Below are 20,164 nucleotides of genomic sequence, written 5' to 3'. Positions count from 1 at the left end.
AAACGCCCGTACGGTGCGCTCTCAGGCCCCCGCGCGCGGCAGCCCGCCGATAATCCGCGTGATCAGCGCGGCGTATCGCGCGGGCGGGGCAACCTGCTCGCTAACCCATTGATAAAGATCATGGTCATTCTCGCTGAGCAGGTCGTCATAGAGGTCGAGCCCTGCCTCATCCATCGCGTCGAGATTGGCCTCGGCGAAGGGCTGCAGAATCACGTCCATTTCCTTGATCCCGCGCCGCATCGAGCGCATTTTCAGCCGCTTGATGCGGTGTTCACGCAGCTCGCTCATGCAGATCTTCTTTCAGAGCCGTGCGCAGTTTCTTCTCCAGCCGAGCCATCTGTTCGGCCCGCGCCATCATGTCGATGCGCAGATCCCGCATCTCGTTCAGGATGTCATGCGCCGAGGCTGGCAGGTTGGCCTCTTCCATCGGGGCGTCGAGCCCTTCGCCCTGCCCGTTGATCAGCCACATCATCGAGACGTTCAAGAGCCCCGCCATCATCGACAAACGGTTCGCGCGCGGCTCGCTGAGGTCGTTTTCCCAGGCGCGCAGCGTGGACACGCGCACACCCAGACGCCGCGCAAGCTGGGCCTGCGTCATCTCCGCCATCTCGCGGGCCGCGGCCACGCGATCACCGAAGGTTGCGGTTTCGGGGCCATACCAGTCTGTCGTGTCGTGCATGTCGTGATCTCCTTTGCGATGATCGCGCTTGAACGAGGGCAGCCTGCCCCCTACTACTCGGCCCACGTCATATCAAACCGAGGCCGAAATGGAATTCCTGTCTACGACACTTGCCCGCGTCAAACCGTCCCCCACCATCGCCGTGACCACGAAGGCCGCGGAACTAAAGGCGGCGGGGCGCGATGTGATCGGCCTTGGCGCAGGCGAGCCGGACTTCGACACGCCTCAGAACATCAAGGACGCCGCCGTGGCCGCCATCGCGGATGGCAAGACCAAATACACCGCCGTGGACGGAATTCCAGAGCTGAAGCGCGCGATCTGCGATAAACTGAAGCGTGACAACGATCTGAGCTATGAGCCATCGCAGGTCAGTGTGGGCACAGGTGGTAAACAAATCCTTTACAACGCCCTGATGGCGACACTGAACAAGGGCGATGAGGTTGTGATCCCAGCGCCCTATTGGGTGAGCTATCCGGATATGGTGCTGCTCGCAGGCGGCACGCCGGTGATTGCCGAGGCGTCTTTGCAGACCGGCTTCAAGCTGACCGCGGATCAGCTGGAGGCCGCGATCACGGACAAGACCAAGTGGCTGATCTTCAATTCACCGTCGAACCCGACCGGCGCGGGATACACCTGGGAGGAGCTGAAACAGCTGACCGATGTGCTGATGCGGCACCCGCATGTCTGGGTCATGACGGACGATATGTACGAGCATCTCGTCTATGATGATTTCAAGTTCTGCACGCCTGCGCAGGTGGAGCCGGGCTTGTATGACCGGACGCTGACGGTGAACGGGGTGAGCAAGGCCTATGCGATGACCGGCTGGCGGATTGGGTATGCCGCCGGGCCAGAGGAGCTCATCAAGGCGATGCGCAAGGTGCAGTCGCAGTCGACCTCCAACCCCTGTTCCATCAGCCAGTGGGCGGCGGTCGAGGCGCTCAACGGCACGCAGGACTTCATCGCGCCCAACAACGAGATGTTCATGCGCCGCCGCGATCTGGTGGTCGAGATGCTCAACGCTGCGGAAGGCATCCGCTGCCCGGTGCCCGACGGGGCCTTCTATGTCTATCCGTCGATTGCGGGCTGCATTGGCAAGACCTCGGCAGGCGGGACCGAGATCGTCGATGACGAAACCTTTGCCACGGCGCTTCTGGAAGAGACCGGTGTCGCTGTCGTCTTCGGGGCGGCCTTCGGGCTTTCGCCAAACTTCCGTGTCAGCTACGCTACGTCGGATGCGGCCCTGACAGAGGCCTGCACCCGCATCCAGAGCTTCTGTGCGGGTTTGACCTGAGCGAGGGCATCCGATGACCACCGCATTGCCGGAGTACTACTTTCGCGTCCGTGAGAACGGCGCCGCGGTGTTTCGCGTGGACACCGAGAACCGCCAGCGCCGGATCGAGATGGACCAGATTGCGGTGCTGAACATCCGCAATGGCGAGATCAAGCCGCAAGGTGACCGGGTGCTGTCGGAGGCGGATATGCAGGTCATCGAGGAGTGGATGGCCGCGCGCCGTGATCTGCTGGCGCGCCGGGACATGGACGACATCCACCGCGCGGTCGATCACATGAACCTGACGACGCAATGGGCGCAGTCGAAGGCCACGCCGGAACAGCTCGACGAGATCACCGACACGCTGCTGCTCGCGATGCATGACCTGCGCTCGGTGCTGGTGCGCAAGAAGGCCGACCGGCTCACGAAAGCGGGCGACTGATCCGCTGGTGAGGATGCCGGTGGGCTGGGCCTTGGGCCGGCCCTCGCTGTTCGCCCGCTCAGGTGTTGAAGAGGAAGTGCAACACGTCGCCGTCCTTGACCACGTAGGATTTGCCTTCCGCGCGCATCTTGCCCGCTTCCTTCGCCGCCTGCTCGCCACCAAGCGTGACGAAATCATCGTAGGCGATGGTCTCGGCGCGGATGAAGCCCTTCTCGAAATCCCCGTGGATCACGCCCGCGGCTTTCGGCGCAGAGGTCCCCGTGCGGATGGTCCAGGCGCGGGCCTCCTTGGGGCCCACGGTGAAATAGGTCTCCAAGTGCAGCAGGTCGTAGCCCGCGCGGATCAGACGGTCGAGCCCCGCCTCGGCCAGCCCCATTTCCTCCAAGAACATCGCGGCCTCGTCCTCTTCCAGCTGGCTGATCTCCTCCTCGATCTGGGCGGAGATGATGACATGGGCGTTGCCCTGCGCTGCGGCCATCTCGGCCACCTTGGCGGAGTGGTCATTGCCCTCCGCCGCCTCGGCCTCACCCACATTGCAAACGTAAAGCACCGGCTTGGTGGTCAGAAGCTGCAACATGGTCCAGGCCTTCGCATCCTCATCATCCACCTCAACCACGCGCGCGGGCTTGCCTTCTTCAAGCGCAGCGAGGGCCGCCTTCATCAGCCGCTCCTGCTGAACGGCTTCCTTGTCGCCGCCGCGCACTTTACGCACGATGTTCTGCAGGCGCTTCTCGATGCTCTCGATATCCGCGAGCATCAGCTCAGTCTCGATGGTCTCGGCGTCAGCCACCGGGTCAACGCGGCCCTCGACATGGGTCACATCGCCATCCTCGAAACAGCGCAGTACGTGGGCGATGGCGTCAACCTCGCGAATGTTGGCCAGGAACTGATTGCCCAGCCCTTCGCCCTTGGACGCGCCTTTCACCAGCCCGGCGATGTCCACAAAGGTCATGCGGGTCGGGATGATCTGCTTGGAGTTCGCGATGCCCGCCAGCTTGTCGAGCCGCGCGTCGGGCACGGCGACCTCACCCACATTGGGCTCGATGGTGCAGAACGGGAAGTTCGCCGCCTGTGCGGCCGCGGTCCGGGTCAGCGCGTTGAAAAGGGTGGATTTGCCCACATTCGGCAGACCCACGATGCCCATCTTGAAACCCATGTTAGCGTCCTTTCGTGAATTGGCGCTGTCCTAGGGGTTTGGCTGGGTCAAGACAAGTCCCCGCGCTGGCGGCGGTCTTCGCGCGCGTGGAAGATCAGGAACCATGCGAGCAGGATGAACATCGGATGTGTGAGCCCGCCCGAGAAGATCAGCGCCGGGATCCAGATGAGAAACACCAGGACAGCGATGATCGGGCGGCCTGTCAGCAGGATCGACAGGGGCGGCAGGAGGATGGCGAGTAGATAATTCATACCCAGCATATAGGGTGGCACGCGCCCCGGTTGAGAGGGAAGCCAAAAATTTCTTTCCCCCTTGAACGCGCGGCTTTTGGTGCATTGATTTCCGCCGCTCTTTTCGGCATTGCGGGTCCGAACGACAAGAAGGGGCCGGGACATGAGCCGCATCGACGCGAAATTTGCAGAGCTGGCGCAGGCCGGGAAGAAAGCCTTCGTGGCCTATGTGATGGCCGGCGATCCAGACTATGACCGCTCGCTGGAGGTGGTGCGCGGGCTGCCGGGCGCGGGCGTCGATGTGATCGAGTTGGGGCTGCCCTTCACCGACCCGATGGCCGATGGGCCGACGATCCAGCTCGCCGGGCAGCGCGCGCTGGAAGGCGGCATGACGCTGGCGCGCACGCTGGAGCTGGCGCGGGCCTTCCGCGAGGATGATCAGGAGACGCCGATTGTGCTGATGGGCTATTACAACCCCATCTACAGCCGGGGCGTGGAGCGATTTCTGACCGAGGCCAAAGACGCAGGCATCGACGGGCTGATCGTCGTTGACCTGCCGCCCGAAGAGGACAGCGAGCTTTGCCTGCCCGCACAAGAGGCCGGGCTGAACTTCATTCGTCTGGCCACACCGACCACCGATGACAAGCGCCTGCCGCGCGTGCTGCAGAACACCTCCGGCTTTGTCTACTACGTGTCGATCACCGGGATTACAGGGGCCGCAGAAGCACAGGCTGGTGACGTGGGCCCCGAAGTCGCGCGCATCAAATCGGCGACGGATCTGCCGCTGGTGGTGGGCTTCGGCGTGAACACACCCGAAAAGTCGCGCGCCATTGCCGAGGTGGCCGATGGCGTCGTGGTGGGATCGGCCATCGTGAGCAAGATCGGCGCGGGCGAACCGGTGGCCGATGTGCTGGCCTTCGTGAAAACCCTCTCGGACGGGGCGCATAGCGCGTAAGACAGGCGCCATCTGGGGCCCGACCGGCAGGGAAGCCACACCCCAACCCGCAGTGTGAACCCGAATGGCCCAGACAGGTCAGGTGGGCTTCAGGCCACCTTTGCCCGGCGCACTCATCCCTGCCCATTGCGGTCTTCATCGAGATGGATGCGCAACGCGCGCAGGACCGGCAAGGCCTCGAGCAGGCGCGCGGTGTCGAAGCTCTCGGCCAGCCGCGCGAAGTCGGGCGCCAGATCGGCGATGGCCTGATTGCGCACCGCCCGGCCTGCGTCGGTGAGCCAGACAAGCTTGGAGCGCCCGTCCTCAGGGTTGGCGCGCACCTCCACGAGGCCTCGGGCAACCAGCACCTTCACCGTATGGGTCATCGAGGTCTTGGGCACCTGGAAGGCCCGTGCCATATCGATGAGCGCACGCCCGTCGCCGAGGCGAATGAGGTGGTTGAGCACCGTGAAATGCGGCGCGATCAGCCCCTCGGGCAGGCGCGCTTCCAGCAGCGTGCGGCTGAGCTGTTCGATGATGGCGATCTCGTTGAAGACCTCGAAATAGGTGGCGGGCGCAGTGTCAGGCATTCAGCAGTTTGGTCTCCAGCGGCCAGCGCGGCGTGCGCGGCACATCCGGACCGTAGCCCAAACGCCCGAGCATTTGAACGGTCTGGCCCGGGCGCGCGAGGCGTTTGTGGGCGGCGGCGTAATGACCCGCCATCTCGGGGTATTCCTGCAAGCACTGGCTGACCGGGTGCAGCGCCACGCCGAGGGCGGTGCACTTGAGGTTCAGCCGAAGCCATTGTCGCCCGGCCTCGATCTGGTCTTCGCGGGTGTTGGTGGGGCTGACAAGGGCGGCGTAGGCAGGCGTCGCGTGCAGCATCTCATGGTAGATCTCGACACCTTGCTGAAAGCCCTGGCTCTCGGGATCGGACTGCGCCGCGCGAGAGAGCATGCCGGCGAGCATCAGGGTTTCCAGCATCGGGCCGCCGAGGTCGATCCCGTCGGGGTTGGCCTCGATCTCGGCCTTGCCGAAGCGCATGAGATCCACGGATTCCTGCATCGTACGCGGGGTCATCGCCTCGACCTCCCATGCGGCCCAGGTGAGGGTTTTCAGGGCCGCGACCATGGGCGCATCCGTATAGATGTCGGCGAAGAGTTCCAGTTCATTGGCGTGGGCCGCGGTGAGCGGCGTGGCCTCGAAAGGTTCCTTGCAGGAGCGACGCGCCATGATCTGGGCGCTGAGCGGATCCGCCGTGCCGCCGTCGGTGAAGACCGCGCGGGCGACAGGGCCGTCCTCGCCCTCCGGATAGAGTGTGAGATCAACCGCGTGACCCCCTGCCCCCGCAGCGAGCACCAGCTGCTCAATGAAGCAGCCGAGGCCGATGGTGATCTGGCGGTCGAAGGGATCGGTCTCCGGCAGGCGGCGCGCGGGGTCGCGGTGGATCAGCACCGTATCCGGCCCGTCGAGCCCAACCTGCCAGGGCTGGAGATTGTGCGGATTAGGCGCGAGCAGCGCAAAGCTGAGCGCGTTGAGGCGCGGGTCGTCATACTCCCCCGCCGCCTCCCACGGCGCGAGCGCGCTGTGCGGGGTGCGGGTGGCCAGAAAGCCCGCGGCAGAGGCGGTGGCCGCGAGCACGGTGCCGCCTCCGATCACGGTGAGGGCTTTGCGGCGGGGCATGGGCATGGCGGTCTCCTTTCATATGGTGCGATTTCGCACTTTCTATATAGTACGATATTGCACCAATCAAGAACCCATTCGCTGATTGATCTTCATATCGCGAATTGGTAACTAAACTTGACCAATACGGGGGCCGTCATGCCAGTCATCACCAATATTCAGGATCTCAAACGTCTGCACGAACGCCGCGTGCCCCGGATGTTCTTCGACTACGCGGAATCGGGCAGCTGGACAGAGCAGACCTTCCGCGAGAACACCTCTGATTTCGAGAAGATCCGCCTGCGCCAACGCGTGGCCGTGGACATGACCGGGCGCAGCACGGCCGGTCAGATGATCGGCGAGGATGTGTCGATGCCCGTGGCCCTCGCCCCCGTTGGGATCACGGGGATGCAGCACGCGGATGGCGAGATGAAGGCGGCGCGGGCGGCGGAGAAATTTGGCGTGCCGTTTACGCTCAGCACCATGTCGATCAACTCGATCGAGGATGTGGCGGGGTTCACCTCCAAGCCCTTCTGGTTCCAGCTCTACATGATGAAGGACACCGACTACATCAGCCGTCTGATCCAGCGGGCGAAGGATGCGAACTGCTCGGCGCTGGTGATCACACTTGATCTGCAGATCCTCGGGCAGCGGCACAAGGACATCAAGAACGGGTTGTCGACGCCACCGAAGTTGACCTTGAAGACCATGGCCAATCTGGCCACGAAATGGGCCTGGGGCATCGAGATGATGAGCGCCAAGCGACGTGAGTTCGGCAATATCGTGGGGCACGTGCAAGGCATCTCCGATCCCAGTTCGCTGAGCGTCTGGGCGGCGGAGAGTTTCGACCCGACGCTTGACTGGGCGAAGATTGCGCAGCTCAAGGAGGAATGGGGCGGCAAGGTGATCCTGAAGGGCATTCTTGACGCCGACGACGCTAAGATGGCGCTGAAGGTGGGGGCCGATGCGATCATCGTGAGCAACCACGGGGGGCGGCAACTGGATGGCGCGCTGAGCTCGATCCGCGCGCTGCCGTCTATTCTGGAGGCGGTGGGCGATCAGATCGAGGTGCATATGGACGGCGGCATCCGCTCAGGCCAGGACGTGCTGAAGTCGCTGGCGATGGGGGCCAAGGGCACCTACATCGGGCGCGCATTCATTTACGGGCTGGGGGCCATGGGCCAGCAGGGTGTGACCCGCGCGCTGGAGGTGATTCACAAGGAGCTGGACACGACCATGGCGCTTTGCGGGGAGACCAAGGTGGGCGATCTGGGGCGGCACAACCTGCTGATCCCGGAAGACTTTGAAGGGCGGTGGCAGGACTGAGCACCGGCTGGTCGTTTTGAAAGCGAACCAGTTGTACAGACGCGCCGTTCCGAGGGGTGGCGCCCTCGCGCCGCCCCGTGGGGGCGGAACGGCGCGGCGCAACAGTGCCTGTTGCGCGGGGCCTCAATCTGAGCGGTGCAAAAACCGACTGGAGGGATCAAAACGTCTGGGGGCGCGCCGCGATGCGGGCGGCCAGCACGGGCACGAGTGCGGCGACGCAGAGCACCAGCAGCGCGGCAACGACCCAGAAGCCTGCGCGCAGGCCGAAGAGCTCGGAGGTGACCCCCATCAGGGGTGGGCTCACGAAAAACGCGCCATAGCCAAGCGCCGAGGCGCGGCTGATCGCCGCGAGGCGGGCTTTCGGCGGGACAATTCGCCCGATCAGCGCCAGCGCCAGCGGGGCGACCACGGAGATGCCCAGCCCGGTCAGCGCAAAACCGATGTAGGCCATCATCAGCGTGGGCGCGGCCCCGACCAGCAAGAGCCCCCCTGCGGATACAACGGACGCCACCGTGATGAACGGCAAGGTGGGCAGCCGGTCAGAGAGGAAATGCCCCGACAGCCGCCCGATTCCCATCGATAAGCCCAAGAGCGCAGGGCCAAGCGCGCCCTCTGCGGGGCCGCCGCCCAGCGTGCGTTCGAGATGCAGCGCGGACCAGCCCTCGGAGGCGGCCTCGGTCAGGAAGGCCACGAGCACCAGCGCACCGGTGCCCCAGACCAGCAGGTGCGGCAGAGGCGCATCGGGCGTGGTGTCCTCCTCGGGCATCGCGCGGACGCGGGCCTCGAGCATGACCCACCCCGCGATCACGGTGAGAGCGATCAGCACGGTGAAGACCTGCGCGGGAGACCAGCCAAGCTCGCGCAGGATACCCGTCGCCAAGGCGCAGCCCGCGTAGGTGAAGGAGAACATCGCGTGGTTGAGGTTCATGAGGTGCCGCCCCGAGCGCGCCTCGATCTCGGAGACGCGCACATTGGCCAGCACATCGGTGACCCCTGCCCCAACCGAGGCGAGCGTCATGGCGAGACCGAAGGCGATGATCTCTGTTGAAAGGCCCGCGCCCAGCATGCCCAGCGACATCAGCATCGCGCCCAGCGGCAAGGCCCAGCGGCCTGCAAGCCGGTGCGTGAGTGGTGCGAGCCACATGGCCGCGAGCGCCCCGAGAGACGCGAGCAGCATGACACCGCCATAGACCCCGTCAGAGGCGCCGATCGCCGATTTGATCACCGGCATCTGGGCAAAATAGCTCGACCAGGCCACGCCCACGATGACGAAGCCTGCCAGGGATTTTCGGGACAGCCAGAGATCACTCATCAAGCGCATGTCGCAGCGGTGACACGGGTGCTCGGAACCTGCAAGATCGCATCTGCGAAAAACCTCTTTTCATGCAGGGCAAACCGGTCTATACGCGCGGCTTCACGTGGGGCTACAGCCTTGGAGGAGCCCCGCCTTAAACATATTGGAGACTTAAGATGGCTGGAGAAATTCCGGATCTTGTGGCTCAGGAACGGACGGGGACAGGCAAGGGCGCCGCTCGTCAGGCGCGCCGCGATGGCATGGTTCCTGGGATCGTATTCGGGGGCGACGCGGACCCGCTGCCGATCAACATTCCGTTCAACGTGCTGCTGAAAAAGCTGAAGGAAGGCCGGTTCAAGTCGACCCTCTTCAACATGAAAGTGGAAGGCCACGACGATGTGCGTGTGATCTGCCGCGACGTACAGCGCCACGTGGTCAAAGACCTGCCCACGCATATCGACTTCATGCGTCTGCGCCGAACCACGAAGATCAACCTCTTCATCGCCGTGGAAGTGGAAGGCGAAGACGTCTCGCCCGGCCTGAAGAAGGGCGGTGTGCTGACGCTGATCCGTCCGGAGGTTGAGCTGATCGTGACCGCGGGTGATATCCCTGATCACATCACCATCGACATCTCCGAGATGGAGATCGGCGACAACATCACGATCTCCTCGGTCACCCTGCCCGAAGGGGCGAAGCCGACCATCGACCGTGATTTCGTGATCGCGCAGATCTCTGCACCGGCGGGTCTTGCGTCCTCCGAGGACGAAGAGGACGATGGCGCCGAGGCCGAAGAGGCACCGGAAGCAGAGGCAGAAGCCACTGAAGAATAAGATATATCCTGTTTTGGATATGCGATGCGGGGCCCTGTGTGGCCCCGTATTTCGTTTGGGGCGCCGCTTTGATATGCTGCAGTGCAATATCAAGGAGCATCGCCATGAAACTGATCGTGGGTTTGGGCAATCCCGGCGCGAAATACGCCAAGAACCGGCATAACATCGGCTTCATGGCGCTGGACCGGATCGCGGCGGATCACGGGTTTGGGCCATGGAAGGGCAAGCATCAGGGCAGCCTGAGCGAAGGGCGGTTTGGCTCGGATCGCGCAGTGCTGCTGAAGCCCGAGACCTTCATGAACAACTCCGGCCAGTCGGTGCAGGCGGCGATGCGGTTCTACAAGCTGGAGCCTGCCGATGTTGTGGTGCTGCATGACGAGATCGACCTTGCGCCTGGGAAGGTCAAGCACAAGGTCGGTGGGGGTCATGCGGGGCATAACGGATTGCGCTCGGTCCATGCGCATATCGGGCCGGAGTATGCGCGGGTGCGTCTGGGCGTCGGCCACCCCGGGCACAAGGACGCGGTGCCGGGTTATGTGTTGCGCGACTTTGCCAAGGCGGATGAGGCGTGGCTTGACGACGTGCTGCGCGGGGTGAGCGACGGGGCGCCCTATCTGGCGGCGGGTGATGCGTCGAAATTCATGAACGCTGTGGCGCTTCTGTTGACCCCGCCCCGCTCGGGCACCGGCCAAAAGGCGCCCGAGAAAGCGGCGCCCCCTGCCCCCACGCCGGAGCCCGAGCCCGACACACGCTCGCCGCTGCAGAGATTGGTGGAGCGGTTTCGATGACGATGACCCTGGCGGAGGCCTTCCGACATCAGGCAATCAGCTGCACGACGATGGGCTCACCCTTCATGGGCCAGTTGCTCAATCTTCTGGCCGAGCATTGGCCTGAGACCAGCGCGCTGGCCAAACGCCTGGCCCTGTTCGAAGGGGACATCGGCCCCGCAGGGCACTCCCTGCCCCTGCGCACGGCGGGCGGGCTGCACGCGCTGGTGCTCAGCGGGCGCGCGCCGGAGCTGGCGGCCCTCTATCCCCCGGCTGAGGTCAGTGATGCGGCGCTGTTGCAGGCGGTGCTGGCCGCCGTCGAGGCCCATGAGGCGTTTTTGCTCGACTGGGTCGAGAGCCCGCCCCAGACCAATGAAGTCCGCCGTTCAGCCGCGTTGATCGCGGGCGCGGCGGTGGCGGCGGAGCGTTTCGATCTGCCCATCGTGCTGTCGGAGCTGGGCGCCAGCGGCGGGCTGAACCTGATGTGGGATCACTATGCGCTGTCGCTGCCGGGCGGCCTGCTGGCGCCAACTGATCCGGTGCTGACGCTGGCGCCGGACTGGGACGGCCCGATGCCGCCACAGCTGCGGCCCGTGGTCGCCGCCCGCGCCGGGGCCGATCTCAACCCGCTCGACCCGGCGACCCCCGAGGATCTGTTGCGCCTGACGGCCTATCTCTGGCCAGATCAGCCGCATCGGCTGGCGCTCACTCGGGCGGCGGCGGCGGTCATGGATGCGCCAATCCACCGCGGCGACGCGATCGACTGGCTCGACCAGCGCCTCAAGGACGCGCCCGAGGGGCATCTGCATCTCATCCAGCATACTGTGGCCTGGCAATACTTCCCGGCCGAGGTGCAGGCGCGGGGCACTGCCCTGATCGAGGCGGCAGGTGCGCAGGCGACGGAAGCCCGACCCCTGGCCTGGCTGTCGATGGAGAGCGATGGGGATACGACCGGCGGGATCGGCGCCGCGCTCACCCTGCGGCTGTGGCCGGGGGATGTGACGCTGTCGCTGGGCCGCGCGGATTTTCATGGGCGCTGGGTGCGCTGGTCCGGGGTGCCGCAGGCGGCCTGAGGGCAGTGCGTCGCATGGCAATCCGGCACCGCGCCGCTACATGGTAAGGTGACGGTGGCACCAGAGTGGAGATCGGCATGGAAAAGGACGACAGCGTCAACGTTCTGGGCGGGGCCTTGAAGGTCTGCGGGACCGATCCGGTCACCGGCTTTTTCCGCGATGGGCATTGCAACACCTGTTCCGCCGACCAGGGCAGCCACACGGTCTGCGCGGTGATGACCGAGGAGTTCCTCGCCTATTCGAAATACGTGGGCAATGATCTCAGCACACCGCGCCCCGAGTTCGGCTTTCAGGGCCTGAAGGCGGGCGACAGCTGGTGCCTCTGTGCGGGCCGGTTCCTGCAGGCGCATGACGAAGGCTGCGCGCCGCAGGTGCATCTGGCGGCGACGCACAAGCGCGCGCTGGAGATCGTGCCGCTGGAGGTTCTGGAGACCTATGCGCTGACCGTCTGAGGCGGCTACCTGATCTGGGACTGCCAGGCGGCACAGTCGATCTGGCTGGTCCGCGGAAAGCTCAAACCATCCAGAACCGCGCGCTGGCCACACATGCTGGCTTTGCAGACCCAATCCGGATCGGACAGTTGCACATCGCCGCCCGCCGTGACGCGCAGTTGCAGCCTGCAGCCACCCGTGCCCGGGAAATCCCAGCCCCCAGCGACCTCCTGCCCTGCCATCTGTCCCGAACAGCTGTGCCCGTTGGCTTGCCAGCTGGAGATTTCGAGCTGTGCGGCACCACCGCCCGCGAGATCAAGCCGCAAGGTGTCATCACCCTGCGCATAGCAGAAGGCGGTTGCCTGAACCGCTGCGGTGGAGGCCGCCTTGGGCGTGCAGGGGATTTGCGAGACGCGGAACCCTTCGCCCGCGATGTCGTCGATCTTCCAGAACCCGTCTTCCTGGATGAAGTCATAGGCCACCTGCGCCGGCGTGCCAAAGTTCGAGAATGTCGCGACGATGGTGATCTGTGCGGGCGCGGTCTGCGTGCTGAGGCGCAGGCTGTTGGCGATCTCGGTTGCATCGTAATCATTGCCCGGGATCGCGAAGCCGAAGTCGACGCAGGCCTGCGCCAGATCATCGCCGTAGGTGTCATTGGCGTCGTAAAAGGCCACCATGCGGCGGGAGAAAAACCCGCCCCGCTGCGCGGGTGCCGAGAGGTACTCAAGCCCCTGCTGCGAGGCTGGCGCAGTGCTCGTCAAGGACGTGTAGACCCAGCGCACGATATCTTCCGGACCCTGCGCGGCAGCCGCCAGCGCCGAGGCCCAAACCAGCGTGATCGCAGCCAAAATCCGTGTCATCCGCACCCCTCCTGCCGCGCAGGCTAGCAAGGTCGGGGATGAAATCAAGCGCGGGTCAGGCGAATTCACCCATCTCGAAGCCGAGGGCCTTGGCGACGGTGAAGATGTCCTTGTCGCCGCGCCCGCACATGTTCATGCAGAGGATGTGTTCTTTGGGCAGGGTCGGTGCGATCTTCATCACATGGGCCAGCGCGTGGGAGGGCTCCAGCGCGGGGATGATGCCTTCGAGCTCACAGCAAAGCTGGAAGGCTTCGAGCGCCTCTTTGTCGGTGATCGCCACATATTCGGCGCGGCCGATGTCGTGCAGCCAGGCGTGTTCGGGGCCGATGCCCGGGTAGTCGAGCCCGGCGGAAATCGAGAAGCCTTCGAGGATCTGGCCGTCATCGTCCTGCAAGAGATACGTGCGGTTGCCGTGCAACACGCCGGGGCGTCCGCCGGTGAGGGAGGCACAGTGCTCCATCTTGGCATTCACACCCTTGCCGCCTGCTTCGACGCCGATGATGCCGACCTCCTTATCATCGAGGAAGGGATAGAAGAGGCCCATCGCGTTCGACCCACCCCCAATCGCGGCAATCACCGTGTCGGGGAAGCGGCCCTCGGCGGCGACCATCTGTTCGCGCACTTCCTTGCCGATGATGCTTTGGAAGTCGCGCACCATCGCCGGGTACGGGTGCGGCCCCGCGACCGTGCCGATGCAGTAGAAGGTGTCGCGCACATTGGTGACCCAGTCGCGCAGCGCATCATTCATCGCGTCTTTCAGCGTACCGCGCCCGGAGGTCACGGGCACCACTTCGGCGCCCAGCAGGCGCATGCGGAAGACGTTGGGCGCCTGACGTTCCACGTCATGCGCGCCCATGTAGACCACGCATTTGAGCCCGAACTTGGCGCAGACGGTGGCGGTGGCCACGCCGTGCTGGCCCGCGCCTGTCTCGGCGATTATCCGGGTCTTGCCCATGCGGCGCGCGAGGATGATCTGGCCCAGCACGTTGTTGATCTTGTGGGCACCCGTATGGTTCAGCTCGTCGCGCTTCATATAGACCTTGGCACCACCCAGATGGTCGGTCAGGCGCTCGGCGAGGTAGAGCGGGCTGGGGCGGCCCACGTAATGGGTCCAGAGGTGGTTCATCTCGGCCCAGAAGCTGTCGTCGGTCTTCGCTTTTTCGTATTGCGCTTCCAGCTCCAGGATCAGCGGCATCAGCGTCTCGGACACGAACCGCCCGCCAAAATCACCAAACCGGCCGTTTTCATCCGGGCCGGTCATGAAGGAATTGAAAAGATCGTTTGCCATCCCGCGCACTCCTGTCAGATCAGATTGCGTTTATACCCGATGTGCGAAGGGGTAAAGCCGAGGGACTGATAGAACCGCGCGCTGTCGGTGCGACTTTTGTTCATGGTGAGTTGGATGAGGCTGCACCCGGCGGTCTCGGCGCGGACAATGGCGTCGTCGATCATCTGTTTCCCGATCCCCTGCCCACGCAGGTCCGAGGCCACGCGCACGCTTTCGATCTGGGCTCGGCGGGCGGCGCGCAGGGAGAGGCCGGAGATGAAGGTGATCTGGTAGGTCGCGACGACGCGGTCGGCTTGGATACCGACGATCAGGTGGTTGGCCGCCTCTTCGGTCATGCGATCGAAGGCCGCTTGATAGTCGGCGAGTGCGAGCCCTTCGCGGGTTGCGCCGAGCGTGTCGTCTTCGAGCAGGGCGATCACATCGGCCACCTCGTCGCGGGTGGCGGGACGGAAGGTGACGGTCATGCTTGTGCAGCGGCGGCGAAGCCACGGACGAGATCAAGGTCTTTCACCCCCGGGGCGCTCTCGACGCCCGAGGCCACATCCACCTGTTTGGCGCCGGTCATCCTGATTGCTTCACCCACATTCTCCGGGGTGAGCCCGCCCGCGAGCATCCAGGGCACCGGCCAGCGGCGGCCGGCGATCAGGCGCCAGTCAAAGGTGAGCCCGTTGCCGCCGGGAAGCTCACCGCCTTTCGGTGGTTTGGCATCCACGAGGATCTGGTCGGCGACGGGAAAGTAGCTGTCGAGCTTTGACAGGTCGGAGGCATCGGCCACACCCACCGCCTTCATAACCGGCAGCCCGTAGCGCGCCTTGACCTCGGCCACGCGCTCAGGCGGCTCGGAGCCGTGAAGTTGCAGCATGTCCAGCGGCACCTGGGCTGTCAGCGCGTCGAGGAAGGTATCGTTGGCGTTCACGGTCAGGGCGACCTTAGCCAGGCCGACGGGCGCGCCAAGTGCAAGATCACGCGCGTTCTCCAGCGTGACGGAGCGCGGGGATTTCTCGAAGAAGGTGAAGCCGCAATATGACGCACCAGCCGCGGCCACGGCGGTGACCTCTTCAGCGGTGCGCAGCCCGCAGATTTTGACGGAAATCCTGTCAGCCATGGCGGCGTTTGAGCACGCAACGCGGCGAGACACAAGAGAGGGGCTCAGCTGGCCTCGTCGAGTAGAGCCAGCACTTCGTCTTTGCCGGCGTGCTTTTCGTCCTTGAGCTTGGCGATCTCGCGCTCGAGCCGACGCATCTCGCGCGCCTGGCGCGCCGCTTCGGCGCGCTGGCCATGCTCGCGCACCCATTCCCAGACGAAGCCGACCAGCAGGCCCACGACGATACCGCCAAAGATCACGATGAAGAGCGGCAGCTCGATCTGCGGGTTCACCGAGAACCAGCCCGCGACTTCAGACGGGATCAGCTGCAGCGACACAAGACCGCGGTTCGCGATGGCCACCGCAATGAGCGCAATCCCGAAGGTGGCGATGCAGGCGTAGCGGATGTAGCGCATCAGGATTTCCCGTTCAGACGGTCACGCAACAGCTTGCCGGTCTTGAAGAAGGGCACGTATTTCTCTTCCACATGCACGGTCTCGCCCGTGCGCGGGTTGCGTCCCACGCGGGCGTCGCGCTTCTTGACCGAGAAGGCGCCGAAGCCGCGCAACTCGACCCGGTCGCCCCGGGCCATGGCCCCGGTGACTTCCTCGAAAATGGTGTTCACAATCCGCTCGACGTCGCGCTGATAGAGATGGGGGTTTTCATCTGCGATCTTTTGGATCAGCTCGGAACGGATCATGGCAGCATCCCTTGTTGTGTGTCGGCGCTTTCGGTGCGCTTGTTTGCGCAACTATAGAAACAAACCCGGCTTTCGGAAAGTCGGCCTTTTACCGGCTTTTAACTTTTTTGCCGTGGAACACGCTGTATTCCGGCGCTTTTTCGCGATGTGCCCGGGCCGCGCCGGATTGATGCGGAACGCGATGCTGATGCCGCAGCGCAGCAGGACGCTCTGATTCGCCGCCCCTTCGCGGTGCCTGTGGCGCCCGTCCGCAGCACCAATTTCGGGGCGGCTCAGGCGGTGGGTCTGCCCATCCGCAAGGCACCGATAATCTACCGGCAATGGAGAACAGATGTCGCAGCGCTCGCGCATTGCGTGAAAACCGCAAATCTGCTTATCTCGGTCTAAAGGGGTGCCCGCAAGAGTTCCAAAAAGGAAACGGGCGTAGACACAATAGTGCCAACGCAAGGGAAGTTTTTTCATGACAGCGAATAGTGGACCACGCGATGTTTGCGTGATCGGATCCGGTCCGGCCGGTCTTCAGGCGGGATACTACTTTCAGAAAAAGGGGCTCGACTTCGTGATCCTCGAGCGCGGAGCGAAGGTGTGCAGTTTTTTCCGCAGCTTTCCGCGCCATCGCCAGTTCATTTCGATCAACAAGGTGCATACCGGGTTGTCCAACGCGGAAACGCGGTTGCGGCATGACTGGAATTCGCTGCTGAACGACGAGGGGCTGCTCTTCAAGGATTGGAGCCGGAAGTATTTCCCGGCGGCGGATGATTTCGTGGCCTATGCCGAGACCTTCGCGGCGCAGATGGAAGACCGTATTCTTTGCGACAGTGACGTGGTGGAGATCTCGAAGGCCGATGGCATCTTCGCGCTACGCTGCGCCGATGGCACCGTTCATCATGCGCGCAATGTGATCGTGGCAACCGGCGTGTCCCAGCCCTGGGATCCGGGCATCGAAGGGTTTGATCTGGTCGACAATTACTTTGACTTCGACCCGACGCCCGAGCAGTTCGAGAACGAACGGGTGCTGATCCTCGGCAAGGGCAACTCGGCCTTTGAGACGGCGGATTCGCTGATCGAGCACGCCGCCTCGATCCATGTGATGAGCCCGAACCCGGTACGCTTTGCCTGGCAGACACATTTCGTGGGGCACCTGCGGGCGGTGAACAACAACTTCCTCGACACCTATCAGTTGAAATCCCAGAACGCGGTGATCGATGCAAAGGCCACGAAGATCGAACACAAGGATGGCGTCTATACCGTGACAGCCGAGATGCGCGCGGCAGAAGGCCACGAAATCGTGCTGACCTACGATCGGGTGATTGCCTGCACGGGATTCCGCTTTGATGCCGATATCTTTGCCGAAGACATCCGCCCCACCCTGCGCCATTTCGACAAGTTCCCGGCGATGACGGCGGAGTGGGAGAGCGAGAGCACCGAGGGGCTGTTCTTTGCGGGCACGATTATGCAGTCGCGCGACTATCGCAAGACGATGTCGGGCTTTGTGCACGGGTTCCGGCACAATGTGAAATGCCTGGCGGAGTTCGTGGCGGGCCGGGTACAAGGCACGCCGTACCCCAGCACGCAGATGCCGCTCGAGTCCGAGGCGCTGACCACGGCGATCATCGAGCGGATCAGCACCTGTTCCGGCGTATTCCTGCAGCCGGGGTTCCTTTGCGATGTCATCGAGCTGGGTGGTGCGCAGCCGGGGCGCAGGTTCCAGGATGTGCCGGTGGCCTGGGTGCAGGAGACCGATGCGGTCGGGCGCGATCACCTGATGGTGACGCTGGAGTATGGCGATTTCGGCGGCGACTCGATGCATGTGAAGCGGCAGCACAACGTGTTTGGCGACACCCCCGATGCCTTCATTCACCCGGTGATCCGGCATATCCGCGATGGGGTGCAGGTGGCTGAGGTGCATCTGGCCGACCATCTGGACGCCGATTGGCGCCCGCGTGAAGATCGCGGTCAGGACATCGCGACCGTGCTGCGCATGAGCTTCCAGGACGCGGGCGAGACGCTGGCCCCGTCGGAGGTGGCGCGGCGCCAGATCACCGCATTTCTCAGCGAACAGGGGATCGGGACAGGCACCGCGACGCAGACCGCGGCGGAGTAACCGACCCCGGCAGACAAGAAGAAGGCCCCGCGGAGTGCTCCGCGGGGCCTTCTTAATTCCGTATCAGGCCTGAGCCTTAGTCGTCGCCCTTGTTGAGCGCCGCGCCCAGGATATCACCCAGCGATGCACCGGAGTCCGAGGAGCCATACTGTTCCACGGCCTCTTTCTCTTCGGCGATCTCGCGCGCCTTGATCGACACGCCCAGACGACGGGCCTTGCTGTCCACATTGGTGACGCGCACGTCGACCTTGTCGCCGACCGAGAAGCGCTCGGGGCGCTGTTCGGCCCGGTCACGCGACAGATCGGAGCGGCGGATGAAGGATTTCATACCTTCGTATTCCACCTCGACGCCGCCGTCCTCGATGGCGGTCACGGTCACGGTCACGATGGAGCCACGTTTCACGCCGCCCACGGCTTCGGCGAACTTGTCGCCACCCACGGCCTTGATCGAGAGCGAGATGCGCTCTTTCTCGACATCCACTTCGGAGACAACCGCTTGCACCATATCGCCCTTGCGGTAGTCTTGGATCGCCTCTTCGCCGCGCTGGTCCCAGCTGAGATCGGAGAGGTGCACCATGCCGTCGATGTCGCCGTCGAGACCCACGAACAGACCAAACTCGGTGATGTTCTTGACCTCGCCTTCGACCTCTGTGCCCTCGGGATGTGTCTCGGCGAAGACTTCCCACGGGTTGCGCATGGTCTGCTTGAGGCCCAGGGACACGCGGCGCTTGGCACCGTCGATTTCCAGAACCATGACTTCGACTTCTTGGCTTGTGGAAACGATCTTGCCGGGATGCACGTTCTTCTTGGTCCAGGACATCTCGGAGACGTGCACGAGGCCTTCGACACCGGCTTCCAGCTCAACAAACGCACCATAATCGGTGATGTTTGTCACGCGGCCTGTGTGCACGGAATCGAGCGGATATTTCGCGGCCACCAGATCCCACGGGTCTTCCTGCAGCTGCTTCATGCCGAGGCTGATGCGGTGAGTTTCCTTGTTGATCTTGATGACCTGCACCTTGATGGTCTCGCCGATCGACAGGATTTCCGACGGGTGGTTGACCCGGCGCCATGCCATGTCGGTCACGTGCAGCAGGCCGTCGACACCGCCGAGGTCCACGAAGGCGCCGTATTCGGTGATGTTCTTGACGACGCCGTCCACGGTCTGACCTTCGGAGAGGTTGCCGATCACTTCGGCGCGCTGCTCGGCGCGGCTCTCTTCGAGGATCGCACGGCGCGAGACCACGATGTTGCCGCGGCGGCGGTCCATTTTCAGGATCTGGAACGGCTGTTTCAGACCCATGAGCGGGCCCGCATCGCGCACGGGGCGCACATCCACTTGCGAGCCGGGCAGGAAGGCCACGGCGCCGCCAAGATCAACGGTAAAGCCACCTTTGACACGACCAAAGATGGCGCCTTCGACGCGCTCTTCATCCGCATAGGCTTTTTCGAGACGATCCCAGGCTTCTTCGCGGCGCGCCATCTCGCGGGAGATGACCGCTTCGCCACGGGAGCTTTCGACCTGGCGCAGGAAGACTTCCACTTCGTCGCCCACGTCGATCTTGGGCGCTTCGCCGGGATCTGCAAATTCTTTGAGCTCGACGCGGCCTTCCATCTTGTAGCCGACGTCGATGATGGCCTGGCCCGCTTCAATCGCGATGACCTTGCCTTTGACAACAGACCCTTCCTGGGGCGTGTCCATTTCGAAGCTTTCGTTCAAGAGTGCTTCAAACTCTTCCATCATGTTTGCCATATGGCGCGTGTTTCCTAACGTTGATGTTTCTGGCCGCGCGGTTGTCTCCGCCGGTCTTTCGGGTTGGTCATATGTGGCGCGGTCAGACAAAAAACGAAGGGCCGGTTGTAGACCGACCCTGCTCGCCTAGTGTCATACAGCCGTCACCGCTGCTTCGACGCCGCGTCTATACCCAAGTTGCCCATGCGGCGCAAGCAGAGAACGCCTGTGCACCTGGGCCGCGTTAACCGTGCCTCAAGACCCCCAGCCATAATCTTTGCTGAACCCGTGGAACCAGAAGG

General features: G+C 63.8%; 23 protein-coding genes. 9 read left to right on the top strand and 14 right to left on the bottom strand.

Features of this window, described 5'->3' with window-relative positions:
* Positions 1-21: 21 nt before the first annotated feature.
* Together ACVC7O_RS06465 and ACVC7O_RS06460 are read right to left on the bottom strand one after the other, a co-directional pair.
* The gene (locus tag ACVC7O_RS06465; protein WP_458325268.1) at positions 22-288 is read right to left on the bottom strand and encodes a succinate dehydrogenase assembly factor 2; all 267 of its coding nucleotides are present in this window, start codon (positions 286-288) and stop codon (positions 22-24) included.
* The gene (locus tag ACVC7O_RS06460) at positions 272-679 is read right to left on the bottom strand and encodes a helix-turn-helix domain-containing protein (RefSeq protein ID WP_458325267.1); all 408 of its coding nucleotides are present in this window, start codon (positions 677-679) and stop codon (positions 272-274) included. Before ACVC7O_RS06460 ends, ACVC7O_RS06465 begins: the two co-directional genes overlap by 17 nt.
* Positions 680-767: 88 nt before the next feature.
* On the opposite strand from ACVC7O_RS06460, the gene ACVC7O_RS06455 reads away from it, so the two are divergent.
* Together ACVC7O_RS06455 and ACVC7O_RS06450 are read left to right on the top strand one after the other, a co-directional pair.
* Entirely contained in the window at positions 768-1,970 is a 1,203-nt protein-coding gene (locus ACVC7O_RS06455) for a pyridoxal phosphate-dependent aminotransferase (protein WP_458325266.1), read from the top strand.
* Between the two features lie 13 nt (positions 1,971-1,983).
* Complete coding sequence (locus tag ACVC7O_RS06450) at positions 1,984-2,391, top strand: hypothetical protein (RefSeq protein WP_458325265.1); 408 nt, start codon at positions 1,984-1,986, stop codon at positions 2,389-2,391.
* A 58-nt stretch (positions 2,392-2,449) separates the two neighbouring features.
* On the opposite strand, the gene ychF is transcribed toward ACVC7O_RS06450, so the two are convergent.
* The gene (gene ychF / locus ACVC7O_RS06445; RefSeq protein ID WP_458325264.1) at positions 2,450-3,547 is read right to left on the bottom strand and encodes a redox-regulated ATPase YchF; all 1,098 of its coding nucleotides are present in this window, start codon (positions 3,545-3,547) and stop codon (positions 2,450-2,452) included.
* A gap of 47 nt (positions 3,548-3,594) precedes the next feature.
* Positions 3,595-3,798, bottom strand: coding sequence for a hypothetical protein (locus ACVC7O_RS06440; RefSeq protein ID WP_458325263.1), 204 nt, complete (start codon positions 3,796-3,798; stop codon positions 3,595-3,597).
* 142 nt (positions 3,799-3,940) lie between these two features.
* Between ACVC7O_RS06440 and trpA the strand changes: the two genes are divergently transcribed.
* On the top strand, positions 3,941-4,732 hold the full coding sequence (trpA, locus tag ACVC7O_RS06435; protein WP_458325262.1) for a tryptophan synthase subunit alpha: 792 nt from the start codon (positions 3,941-3,943) through the stop codon (positions 4,730-4,732).
* 113 nt (positions 4,733-4,845) lie between these two features.
* Here trpA and ACVC7O_RS06430 read toward each other — a convergent pair whose 3' ends face one another.
* Both ACVC7O_RS06430 and ACVC7O_RS06425 read right to left on the bottom strand, forming a co-directional pair.
* The gene (locus ACVC7O_RS06430; protein WP_458325261.1) at positions 4,846-5,301 is read right to left on the bottom strand and encodes a MarR family winged helix-turn-helix transcriptional regulator; all 456 of its coding nucleotides are present in this window, start codon (positions 5,299-5,301) and stop codon (positions 4,846-4,848) included.
* The gene (locus tag ACVC7O_RS06425) at positions 5,294-6,400 is read right to left on the bottom strand and encodes an Acg family FMN-binding oxidoreductase (RefSeq protein ID WP_458325260.1); all 1,107 of its coding nucleotides are present in this window, start codon (positions 6,398-6,400) and stop codon (positions 5,294-5,296) included. The genes ACVC7O_RS06430 and ACVC7O_RS06425 overlap by 8 nt, the downstream gene beginning before the upstream one ends.
* A gap of 132 nt (positions 6,401-6,532) precedes the next feature.
* Between ACVC7O_RS06425 and ACVC7O_RS06420 the strand changes: the two genes are divergently transcribed.
* Positions 6,533-7,699: an alpha-hydroxy acid oxidase gene (locus ACVC7O_RS06420; protein ID WP_458325259.1), complete on the top strand. Its 1,167-nt coding sequence runs from the start codon at positions 6,533-6,535 to the stop codon at positions 7,697-7,699.
* Between the two features lie 157 nt (positions 7,700-7,856).
* Here ACVC7O_RS06420 and ACVC7O_RS06415 read toward each other — a convergent pair whose 3' ends face one another.
* Positions 7,857-9,011, bottom strand: coding sequence for an MFS transporter (locus tag ACVC7O_RS06415; protein WP_458325258.1), 1,155 nt, complete (start codon positions 9,009-9,011; stop codon positions 7,857-7,859).
* Between the two features lie 158 nt (positions 9,012-9,169).
* Here ACVC7O_RS06415 and ACVC7O_RS06410 point away from each other — a divergent pair, with 158 nt between their 5' ends.
* The 4 genes from ACVC7O_RS06410 to ACVC7O_RS06395 all read left to right on the top strand — a co-directional run bounded on the left by ACVC7O_RS06410 (position 9,170) and on the right by ACVC7O_RS06395 (position 12,115).
* The gene (locus ACVC7O_RS06410) at positions 9,170-9,823 is read left to right on the top strand and encodes a 50S ribosomal protein L25/general stress protein Ctc (protein WP_458325257.1); all 654 of its coding nucleotides are present in this window, start codon (positions 9,170-9,172) and stop codon (positions 9,821-9,823) included.
* A 104-nt stretch (positions 9,824-9,927) separates the two neighbouring features.
* Positions 9,928-10,611, top strand: a complete 684-nt coding sequence (gene pth / locus ACVC7O_RS06405; protein WP_458325256.1) for an aminoacyl-tRNA hydrolase — start codon at positions 9,928-9,930, stop codon at positions 10,609-10,611.
* A 2-nt stretch (positions 10,612-10,613) separates the two neighbouring features.
* On the top strand, positions 10,614-11,663 hold the full coding sequence (locus ACVC7O_RS06400) for a DUF2332 domain-containing protein (protein ID WP_458326045.1): 1,050 nt from the start codon (positions 10,614-10,616) through the stop codon (positions 11,661-11,663).
* A gap of 77 nt (positions 11,664-11,740) precedes the next feature.
* Complete coding sequence (locus ACVC7O_RS06395; protein ID WP_458325255.1) at positions 11,741-12,115, top strand: DUF2237 family protein; 375 nt, start codon at positions 11,741-11,743, stop codon at positions 12,113-12,115.
* Between the two features lie 5 nt (positions 12,116-12,120).
* Here the strand turns inward: ACVC7O_RS06395 and ACVC7O_RS06390 are convergent, their stop codons facing one another.
* Genes ACVC7O_RS06390 through ihfB form a run of 6 tightly spaced genes read right to left on the bottom strand, consistent with a single transcriptional unit; the run spans position 12,121 to position 16,026 of the window.
* A complete protein-coding gene (locus tag ACVC7O_RS06390) occupies positions 12,121-12,954 on the bottom strand; it encodes a hypothetical protein (protein ID WP_458325254.1) in 834 nt (277 codons plus the stop codon).
* 55 nt (positions 12,955-13,009) lie between these two features.
* Entirely contained in the window at positions 13,010-14,242 is a 1,233-nt protein-coding gene (gene trpB / locus ACVC7O_RS06385; protein ID WP_458325253.1) for a tryptophan synthase subunit beta, read from the bottom strand.
* A gap of 14 nt (positions 14,243-14,256) precedes the next feature.
* Entirely contained in the window at positions 14,257-14,706 is a 450-nt protein-coding gene (locus tag ACVC7O_RS06380) for a GNAT family N-acetyltransferase (protein WP_458325252.1), read from the bottom strand.
* A complete protein-coding gene (locus tag ACVC7O_RS06375; RefSeq protein WP_458325251.1) occupies positions 14,703-15,347 on the bottom strand; it encodes a phosphoribosylanthranilate isomerase in 645 nt (214 codons plus the stop codon). The genes ACVC7O_RS06380 and ACVC7O_RS06375 overlap by 4 nt, the downstream gene beginning before the upstream one ends.
* A gap of 44 nt (positions 15,348-15,391) precedes the next feature.
* On the bottom strand, positions 15,392-15,742 hold the full coding sequence (locus ACVC7O_RS06370) for a lipopolysaccharide assembly protein LapA domain-containing protein (protein ID WP_458325250.1): 351 nt from the start codon (positions 15,740-15,742) through the stop codon (positions 15,392-15,394).
* Positions 15,742-16,026, bottom strand: a complete 285-nt coding sequence (gene ihfB, locus ACVC7O_RS06365) for an integration host factor subunit beta (protein WP_138661496.1) — start codon at positions 16,024-16,026, stop codon at positions 15,742-15,744. The genes ACVC7O_RS06370 and ihfB overlap by 1 nt, the downstream gene beginning before the upstream one ends.
* A gap of 460 nt (positions 16,027-16,486) precedes the next feature.
* On the opposite strand from ihfB, the gene ACVC7O_RS06360 reads away from it, so the two are divergent.
* Entirely contained in the window at positions 16,487-18,130 is a 1,644-nt protein-coding gene (locus tag ACVC7O_RS06360; RefSeq protein WP_458325249.1) for an NAD(P)-binding domain-containing protein, read from the top strand.
* Between the two features lie 76 nt (positions 18,131-18,206).
* On the opposite strand, the gene rpsA is transcribed toward ACVC7O_RS06360, so the two are convergent.
* The gene (gene rpsA / locus ACVC7O_RS06355; RefSeq protein WP_458325248.1) at positions 18,207-19,883 is read right to left on the bottom strand and encodes a 30S ribosomal protein S1; all 1,677 of its coding nucleotides are present in this window, start codon (positions 19,881-19,883) and stop codon (positions 18,207-18,209) included.
* Between the last annotated feature and the right edge of the window lie 281 nt (positions 19,884-20,164).

The organism is Roseobacter cerffii, from assembly GCF_054226325.1.
This window is presented reverse-complemented; position numbering and strand designations above follow the sequence as displayed.